Here is a 290-nt window from a genome sequence, read left to right on the forward strand (position 1 = left end):
CGACGCCGCCCTGGCCCTGGCCCGCGCCGCTGACATCGAAGGCCGTCGCAGCGCCCTGTTCGGCGGCGAGGCCATCAATTCCACTGAGAGCCGCGCGGTCCTGCACCCCGCCCTGCGCGCCCCCGCCGGCGCCGATTTCCACGCCCTGGGCGACGCCGTCTCGGCCGAGGTGGAGGCCGTACGCGGTCAGATGCGCGACTACGCCCACGCCGTCCGGTCCAGCATCGAGACGGGCGCGACCGGCCGCGCGTTCAAGGCCGTGGTCCATATAGGGATCGGCGGATCGGACT

Annotated in this window: 1 pseudogene; it reads left to right on the forward strand. The window is 73.8% G+C overall.

The window, feature by feature from the left end:
- Positions 1 to 290 (forward strand): annotated as a pseudogene (locus HX774_RS18860) (glucose-6-phosphate isomerase); the annotation flags it as partial.

It is taken from the genome of Brevundimonas sp. P7753, assembly GCF_013386595.1.
In the GTDB taxonomy this organism is placed as follows: domain Bacteria; phylum Pseudomonadota; class Alphaproteobacteria; order Caulobacterales; family Caulobacteraceae; genus Brevundimonas; species Brevundimonas bullata.